The sequence below is a fragment of the Micromonospora sp. NPDC047753 genome (assembly GCF_040642735.1).
Taxonomy (GTDB): Bacteria; Actinomycetota; Actinomycetes; order Mycobacteriales; family Micromonosporaceae; genus Micromonospora.
In genome coordinates this window covers 1-7,825 of sequence record NZ_JBEYSL010000332.1, presented here as the reverse complement: position 1 = coordinate 7,825, position 7,825 = coordinate 1, and the positions used below count along the sequence as shown (strand labels likewise).

General features: G+C 68.4%; 8 protein-coding genes. 3 read left to right on the top strand and 5 right to left on the bottom strand.

Features of this window, described 5'->3' with window-relative positions; all coding sequences use genetic code 11:
* Positions 1-134: 134 nt before the first annotated feature.
* The gene (locus ABZ749_RS24240) at positions 135-1,349 is read right to left on the bottom strand and encodes an MFS transporter (RefSeq protein WP_357231500.1); all 1,215 of its coding nucleotides are present in this window, start codon (positions 1,347-1,349) and stop codon (positions 135-137) included.
* A 125-nt stretch (positions 1,350-1,474) separates the two neighbouring features.
* Between ABZ749_RS24240 and ABZ749_RS24235 the strand changes: the two genes are divergently transcribed.
* On the top strand, positions 1,475-2,368 hold the full coding sequence (locus ABZ749_RS24235; protein WP_357231497.1) for a LysR substrate-binding domain-containing protein: 894 nt from the start codon (positions 1,475-1,477) through the stop codon (positions 2,366-2,368).
* Between the two features lie 135 nt (positions 2,369-2,503).
* On the opposite strand, the gene ABZ749_RS24230 is transcribed toward ABZ749_RS24235, so the two are convergent.
* Entirely contained in the window at positions 2,504-3,460 is a 957-nt protein-coding gene (locus ABZ749_RS24230) for an EamA family transporter (protein WP_357231494.1), read from the bottom strand.
* A gap of 79 nt (positions 3,461-3,539) precedes the next feature.
* Here ABZ749_RS24230 and ABZ749_RS24225 point away from each other — a divergent pair, with 79 nt between their 5' ends.
* Positions 3,540-4,439, top strand: a complete 900-nt coding sequence (locus ABZ749_RS24225) for a LysR family transcriptional regulator (RefSeq protein ID WP_357231491.1) — start codon at positions 3,540-3,542, stop codon at positions 4,437-4,439.
* A 96-nt stretch (positions 4,440-4,535) separates the two neighbouring features.
* On the opposite strand, the gene ABZ749_RS24220 is transcribed toward ABZ749_RS24225, so the two are convergent.
* Positions 4,536-5,396 (bottom strand): pyridoxamine 5'-phosphate oxidase family protein, encoded by an 861-nt coding sequence (locus ABZ749_RS24220; protein ID WP_357231488.1) that lies wholly within the window; start codon positions 5,394-5,396, stop codon positions 4,536-4,538.
* A 9-nt stretch (positions 5,397-5,405) separates the two neighbouring features.
* Positions 5,406-5,855 (bottom strand): VOC family protein, encoded by a 450-nt coding sequence (locus ABZ749_RS24215; protein WP_357231485.1) that lies wholly within the window; start codon positions 5,853-5,855, stop codon positions 5,406-5,408.
* An 89-nt stretch (positions 5,856-5,944) separates the two neighbouring features.
* Here ABZ749_RS24215 and ABZ749_RS24210 point away from each other — a divergent pair, with 89 nt between their 5' ends.
* Entirely contained in the window at positions 5,945-6,508 is a 564-nt protein-coding gene (locus ABZ749_RS24210; RefSeq protein WP_357231482.1) for a CGNR zinc finger domain-containing protein, read from the top strand.
* Between the two features lie 108 nt (positions 6,509-6,616).
* Here the strand turns inward: ABZ749_RS24210 and ABZ749_RS24205 are convergent, their stop codons facing one another.
* Complete coding sequence (locus ABZ749_RS24205) at positions 6,617-7,576, bottom strand: helix-turn-helix domain-containing protein (RefSeq protein ID WP_357231479.1); 960 nt, start codon at positions 7,574-7,576, stop codon at positions 6,617-6,619.
* Positions 7,577-7,825 lie beyond the last annotated feature (249 nt).

Here is a 7,825-nt window from a genome sequence, read left to right as displayed (position 1 = left end):
AATACCTCATCCAGAGGGGCTGAGGGATACGGCCCGACGACGCCCCGGCAACCACCCCGCGCGCTCACCGCTGAGCGACCCGCGGGGCAGGTGCCCGCTGGTCAGGCGGGCTCGCCCTTCTGCCGGTCAACGGGTCACCCGGCGGTGGCCACCTCGTCCTCGGAGACCGTCGCAGTGGTCGTCCGACGTATGGCGACGGTGACGAGCAACGCGGCGGCCGTCAGCGCCACACCGAACCAGAGGGCGCTGTTGACGCCAAGACTGTCGGCGAACCATCCACCGAACAGCGCGCCCAGCGCGATGGACGTGTTGTAGCCCATGGTGTTGATGGACATGGCTGCCTCGAACTTCCCGGGTGCTGCGCCGAGCATCAGGTTGATCTGGCACAGGTTCGCGGCGCCGAAGGACGCTCCCCAGAGGGCAACGGCGAGGATCAGGCCGGGCCGTGTGTGCCCGATGGTGAGCAGCAGCGTCATCGCCGTCACGAGTCCTGCACAGGCCAGGACGAAGCTGACCCAGAGGTTCTTGGTCACCGTGTGGCCGGCGATGAAGTTGCCGGCCGTACCGCCGACGCCGTAGATCACGAGCAACACGGTGATGAAGGCGGCCGACGCCGACGCATGTTCCTCCGCGAAGGGCCGGATGTAGGTGTACGCGCCGAAGTGGCCGAGCACGTAGAGCGTCACGGCGACCATCACCAGGCGCAGCTGCGGGTACTGGATCGGGAGTCGGAAGACATCTCGGACCGGGACGGCGTTCTGCGAGGGCAGCGAGGGAATGGCCACGGTGACCGCGAGGAACATCAGCGCGCTGAGGCCGGCCCAGATGAGGAATGTGGCTCGCCAGTTGGTGAGGCTTTCCAGGAAGGTGCCGAGTGGAATACCCACCACGGCGGCGATCGAGATGCCGGACAGCGCGACCGCCGAGGCTCGGGGGGCGAGACGTCCAGGTACGAGGCGCATCGCCATGCTCACACCGATGGCCCAGAAGACGCCATTGGCGAATCCCATGACGAGCCGGGTGGTGAGGACCAGGGCGAAGTTCGGTGCGGCGGCGGTGAGCAGGTTACCCAGAGCCAGGATCGCCAGGAGTACGGACAGCAGGATGCGCCGGTTGATGCGCCTGGTCCACGCGACGATGAACGGCACGCCGAGACCGGCGGAGATGCCGTACAGCGTGACCATCAATCCGGCGACGCCCGCGGACACATCCAGGTTCGCGCTCACCGGGGTGAGCAGGCCGACGGGCATCAGTTCGGTGGTGACGAAGGTGAACAGGCTGGCGGTGATGACAGCGACACCCAGCCATGACCTCAGGGTCGAGTACGGGTGCTCATCGATTGTGGGCATGTCTTCTTTCTTGTCGTGAGGGGACAACGGGCGTGCGTGCCGGTTCTGTTCGAAGCTTCACCCGAATCGATCAATGAGTCCAATACATGCTTGTCACCTCATCGATCGTGAAAGAAGATGAGTCCGTGGAGCTACAGCAGATGCGCTACGTGATCGCGGTCGCCGAGACGAGCAGCTTCACCCGGGCCGCCGAGCGTTGCCTGGTGGTGCAGTCCGCGCTCAGTCACCAGATCGCGCGCCTGGAACGGGAACTGGGCGCGAAGCTCTTCGAGCGCACCAGCCGACGTGTCCGGTTGACCCAAGCCGGCGCCGCGTTCCTACCCGCCGCCCGTCAGTGCGTGGACGCCGCAGAGCGGGCTTCCGCCGAGGTCGCGGGGGCCGTCGGTGAGGTACGCGGACGGCTCGTGATCGGCCTGATCTCCACCGTCGCCGCAGTCGACCTTCCCGGCGTCCTGCGAGAATTCCGTCAGCGGTACCCCTCCGTACGCATCAACCTTCGTGCGGGTGCGAGCGAAGAACTCATCGAGCAGGTCAAGCAGGGCAGCGTCGAGGCGGCCTTTCTCGGCCTCCCCACCACCGCGCGACCCGAAGGCGTCAACGCCCGAGAGCTCGCCCGCGACCGGCTCGTCGCCGTAGTCGCCCCGGACCATCCCCTCGCCGCAGAGTCAGCGGTCAGCCTGCGTCGGCTCTCTACCGAGGTTTTCGTCGACCTGCCGGCCAAGACCGCCGGGCGAATCCAGTCCGATCAGGCATTCGCCTCCGCCGGTCTCAGCCGCGACGTCGCCTTCGAGGTGACCAACGCCTACCTCACGTCGCGGTTGGTCGAGCAGGGACTTGCCGTGGCGATGCTCCCGGCCGCCTACGCGCCGCAGCTCACCGGCGTGACCACCATTCAGGTCACGGACGCGCCGACCCGCGTCGAGCACGTCATTTGGAGCCGGGCCGAGCTCACGCCCGCGGCGAAGGCATTCCTCGCACTCCTCGACATCCACGTCAATGACACCGAAAGCCACGAGTGACGCACGCTGGGCACCACCGTAGGCGTTGCGAATCGCCCACGTACGGAACGCGACGGGTGCCAGCACGGGCCTGCGACGAGCCGTCGGCGGCAACTCACCCTCGACCAGTTTCCGCGGCTCCGACTGGGGCGATCTTCATCGAGCTGCCCCGTCCGGTCCAACCAGCACGCCCGTCTGGGGCGGGCCCGCTGGAGTGGGGAGCTGTCCCGCGACGATTGCGGCGAGCGAGAGCCCGAGCCCGCAAAGCTGGATTGGGCCGAGCGTCTGATCGAGCAGGATGGCGCCGAGCAGCGCGGCGACCAGGGGCGAGAGTAGACCGAGAACCGCGACGGCGGTCACGGGCAGCGTGGTGACGCCCCGGAACCACAGGACATACGCGGCCAGGCCGCCGACCAGGCCCAGCCAGAGGTAGCCGAGTATGGCGGGCGGATCGATCACTGGTGGCGACCCTTCGACGAGGAAGGTGATGGGCGTCAGGAAGAGACCGCCCGCGCTGAGCTGCCAGCCGGCGAAGGCCATCGGGCTCACCCCGGCGGGACGTCCCCAGCGCCTGGTGAGCGTCACCCCGAGCGCCATCGTGGCCGCGCCGACGAGGCCGGCCACGATCCCCACCAGGTCGAGCGCGGCATCTGGCCCGATCACCACGAGGCCGACGCCCAACACCCCGGTCGCGCCCCAGACGGCACGCCAGACGGAGAGCCGCTCCTGTAGGACCGCCGTGGCCATGACGGCGACGATGAGCGGCTGCACCGCGCCGAGGGTCGCCGCGACGCCCCCCGGTAGCCGCTCGGCCGCGACGAAGAGTAGCGGGAAGAAGAGTCCGATGTTCAGTACGCCGAGCGCGCCCGCTTTTCCCCACCACGCCCCTTTGGGCAGTGTGCGGGTGACCGCCAGCGCCACCAGACCGGCGGGCAACGCGCGCAGGAGTCCCGCGAACAGCGGGTGGTTGGGCGGAAGAAGCTCGGTGGTGACGACGTAGGTGGTGCCCCAGGCCAGCGGGGCGAGCGCGGTCAGGGCAGTGCGCGGCAGGTTGCTGGGCAACGTGCCGCCGCCAGCTCCGCGGAGGAGCCTCTCCGCTCCGGAACTTGTCATGGGGAAATTCTGGTCACGTGCTTATCGATGACTCCAACACATGTTTGTCATCTGATCGATCGACAGGGAAGATGGATCAATGGAGTTCCATCAGCTGCGCTACGTTCTCGCCGTCGCCGAGACGAGCAGTTTCACCCGGGCCGCCGAACGGTGCCTGGTCGTCCAGTCCGCGTTGAGTCACCAAATTGCGCGCCTGGAACGGGAACTCGGCGCGAGGCTCTTCGAGCGGACCAGCCGCCGGGTCCGGCTGACCCCGGCGGGGGTGGCGTTCCTCCCCGCCGCCCGCCAGTGCCTGGACGCCGCCGAGCGCGCGGCCGCAGAGGTCGCGGCGGCGGTGGGGGAGGTGCGGGGACGAGTGACTGTGGGTCTGATCCCCACGGTTGCGGCCGTCGACATTCCGGCCACGCTCCGCGCGTTCCGGGAGCGGTACCCACACGTGCGCGTGAGACTGCGTGTCGGCGGGAGTGACGAACTCGTGGGGCACATCAAGCAGGGCGTCATCGACATCGCGTTCGTGGGACTGCCGGGAGGGGTTCCACCGAAGGGCGTTGACGTTCACGAACTCGCCCGGGACCGGCTCGTCGCCGTGATCGCTCCCGATCATCCGCTCGCGTGCGAACCGACAGTCGATCTCCACCGGCTCGCTGCCGAGGTCTTCGTCGACTTTCCGGCCGGGAGCGCGGGGCGGGCCCAGACCGATCAGGCGTTCGCGGCCGCCAACCTTGTCCGCGACGTCGCGTTCGAGGTGACCGCCGCCGACCTGATGGCTGAGCTCGTCGCCGCGGGTCTGGGCGTCGCCATGCTCCCCTCCGCCTACGTGCCACGGCTCAGCGGCGTGAGCACCGTTGCGGTGGCCGATGCGCCGGCCCGCGTGGAGTACCTCGTCTGGAGCCACCTGGCTCGAACCCCTGCGGTAGAGGCTTTTCTCGCTAATCTCAAGATCCCGACCGGGCCGCCCATCGGGGCGGTGGCGAACTGAGCCGTGAGCCGAGCACGGCCTCCGGTCTCTCATCCGATGCATCGGTCGTCGATGGGCCCGGCATCGCGGTCCGGGGTGGAAGGTTTGCGGGCCAACTCACAGCGAACGCCACATCAGCGCGTGTCCCGGCGTCTCGACGACACTGTCGATGACGATGTCGACCATGCGCTCTGCGCCCGGGTGATCTGCCAACCGGTCGGGGTTCCAGTCAATGGAGGCACTGCCCGTCACCTGTAGGGCAGGTCGGGAGCCGGTCCAGTCGATGAACAGCAGGCCGCAACGCGGCTGTACGTGGATATTGCCGAGGGTCATGTACATGGCGTTGCCGCGGTATTCCGGCCAGGACAGCGTGGTGGCGCTGCGGCCGACGACAAACCCGGGGCTGCCGCCGCGGTGCGAGACATCCGCTCCATGGCCTTCGGCGCCGGTGGCTATGAAAAACGTGTCGGCACCGGCCACGACGCGTAGTTGCTCGTCGGAAAGCCGGTCGCTGGGGGCCGCAAAGGTACCTGTGGTGACGTCACCGTGGGCCTCCCGGCGGGTGATGTGCCTCGGGCAGTTCGCAAAGATCTGGTCGGCCGTGATGATGAGCCGATGCCCTTGAACGTGACCTGTGCCGTTGATGCGCATGCGGTGGCGGGTGGCCGGCTCGATGGCGAGTGCACCGAGAGGAGCCGGGGCGGCGAACGCCGCTTCCAGTGGGTCGCCCGCGGCGGGCGCGGCGTCCGCGATCACACCGCGCTCGCCGCTGGCACGCAGGAAGCCGGGTGGTCCATACAACGGGCTCGCCCATAACGCTCCGGCCGTGTCGTGTCCGCCGATCACCACCATGCGCTGGCGGATGAGGAACTGGCGCGCGATCTCCGGAAGGCGCACGCCGATGCTGGCCGAGCCGAGCCCTTCGCGTGTGTAGCCGGACCTGCGTTGGACGTACACCTCGCCTGAGTGGATTCTCATGCCATACCCCTAGAAGAAGCCGCACGGCGGGCCGTCGCCGGTGGCGGTCGCCGGCCGGGGCGGACGCTGGAAGGCGTACACCTCAAGGCGGATGCCGTCAGGGTCGTAGCAGAACAGCTGCCCGGCGGCGGCCAGCTCACCCGGCACACCGTTGTCGTCGCGGATGTCGGCACCCAGCCTGCGCAGTCGGCGCTCGACCTCGTTCAGGGCCGGGACGTCGGCGACCTGGAACGAGAGGTGGTGCAGGCCGGCGCGGTCAGCCGCGAACGGCGCGCGACTCTGCTGCCAGAGTGTGATCATGAGCAGGTCGTGGCGGCCGAGGAAGCCGTGGCGCCTGCCGTCGACATCTGAGCGGCCGATGACCTCGATGTCGAGCGCCTGACTGTAGAAGTCGAGCGAGCGGTCGAGGTCGGTGACGTTCAACCCGACGTGGCCCGTGATGATGCTCTGATCGGTCATTCGCAGCCTTCCTAATGGTCGTTTCACCAGCGGCCGTTAGAAGTTAACAGGGGGAACTAATGGCCACAAGGGGCAGGTATCATTAGTTCGTGCGTCTTGCGATCGAGCTCGCCAATACCGTCCGCACTCGTCGGGGGGAGGTCTGTGACGAGCTTCAGACACCTGCGGATCTCGCCGCTTGGCTTGGCCGCGTCAGCTTCCTGTGCGCCGTGCCGGTCGACGACGAGGCGCTGCGCGCCGTAGGTTCCGCCGAGCTGGCTGCCGTCCGAGGCATCCGAACTGCCATCCGTGCCATCGCTGGTGCCGTCTCGGCCAGCCAGATTCCCGCCGCAGTGGACGTGGAGAGCCTCAACGCCGCCGCCCGAATGGCGCCGCGCTGGCAGGAGCTCGTCTTTGCCGATACGGGGCCACGACTGACGACGCGACACGGAGCAGCGGCCATGACCGGTGTCATCGCCGAGGTTGCCGCCGACGCTGTCGCCCTCGTCGCCGCCGGCCACCTGGGTACATGTGCGGCGCCCGGATGCGTACTGCTGTTCCTCCGTGACCGGCCCAACCGCGAATGGTGCGGCAACTCCTGCGGAAACCGGGTGCGAGTGGCGCGCCACTACGACCGCCGTAAGCACGCCGCTTTGGGTGGCGAGGCGGTCTGAGGCGCCAGGGCCTGCGAAATCGCGACGCCGGACCGGACCGCGGGTGCGCGGGTCCCCGCTCTCCACGTGCCGAACGGGCAGCGTGGGCCAGGTGTGGTGGCGTGCGGTCTACGCGCTCGCGCCGCGGCCGAAGGAGCGGCGGTAGGCGGCTGGCGTGGTGTTCACCGTGGCGCGGAAACGGCGGCGCAGGTTGGTGGCCGTGGACAGGCCGACTCTGGTCGCGATTGTCTCGACCGGCAGATCGGTCTCCTCCAACAGTGCTCGTGCAGCCGTGATCCGCTGCTGGAGCAGCCACTGTCCTGGGCTGACACCCAGTTGCGCGGTGAACCTGCGGGCGAACGTACGCGGGGACATTCTGGCCTGCGTGGCGAGGTCGTTGACGGTGAGCGGATCTTGCAATCTCTCCGTGGCCCAGTCGAGCACTGGTCCCAGGGACACCGGAGTGTGCGCGGTCCGGGATGCTGCTGCGTACTGCAGCTGCCCGCCCTCGCGATGTGGCGGCATGACCATGTGCCGGGCGATCTGGTTGGCGTGAGCGGCGCCGTGGTCATTGCGGACCAGGTGCAGGCACAGGTCGATGCCGGCCGCGGTCCCCGCGCTTGTCGCGACGTCGCCGAGGTCGATGTACAGACTGTCGGCTTCGACCTGCACGCCTGGAAACCGGGCACCGAACTCGGCCGCCATCCGCCAGTGAGTCGTCGCCCTGCGCTGATCGAGCAGGCCGGCGTGGGCGAGCAGGAAAGCGCCGGAGCAGATGGCGACGATCCGGGCACCGCGCCGGTGAGCGCGCCACAGCGCATCGATCACGGCGGCCGGCGCGGGCTGCTCCCTGCGTTGCCAACCCGGAATCACCACAGTGTCCGCGGTCTCGAGCGCGTGCAGCCCGCTGGTGACCGCCATGTCGTAACCAGCCAGCGTGGGCACCATGCCCGGCTGCTCGGCACACACATCGAACCGGTAGTTGACTGGTAGACCGGGGCGCCGCACGCCGAACACCTCGGCGACACAGGCGAGTTCGAAGGTGGACTGCGGCGGCAGCACCAGGGCGACCACCCGATGAATGACCATGGCAGGAATGTACCTGTCAACGTCATTGCAGACACTAGCCGGTGCGGCGCGAACACGACGATCATGACTGCATGACCAATGCATCCGATGATGTGCAGATCCTGCAGGTCGACGAGGTGGAACCCGTCGAGGTCGTGCCCGGCATCATCCGGCGGCGCCTGCCGGTGACCGAGCGGGCCCGTGGCTGGATGTACGACTTCGCCCCGGGCACGGAGTGGCCAGAGGTGGACGTGCACGAGGGCGAGGAAC

Bases quoted from the DNA above. Each gene is read 5' to 3' on its own strand.
- ABZ749_RS24240 (WP_357231500.1), bottom strand. From the start codon at position 1,349: ATGCCCACAATCGATGAGCACCCGTACTCGACCCTGAGGTCATGGCTG.
- ABZ749_RS24230 (WP_357231494.1), bottom strand. From the start codon at position 3,460: ATGACAAGTTCCGGAGCGGAGAGGCTCCTCCGCGGAGCTGGCGGCGGC.
- ABZ749_RS24225 (WP_357231491.1), top strand. From the start codon at position 3,540: ATGGAGTTCCATCAGCTGCGCTACGTTCTCGCCGTCGCCGAGACGAGC.
- ABZ749_RS24220 (WP_357231488.1), bottom strand. From the start codon at position 5,396: ATGAGAATCCACTCAGGCGAGGTGTACGTCCAACGCAGGTCCGGCTAC.
- ABZ749_RS24215 (WP_357231485.1), bottom strand. From the start codon at position 5,855: ATGACCGATCAGAGCATCATCACGGGCCACGTCGGGTTGAACGTCACC.
- ABZ749_RS24205 (WP_357231479.1), bottom strand. From the start codon at position 7,576: ATGGTCATTCATCGGGTGGTCGCCCTGGTGCTGCCGCCGCAGTCCACC.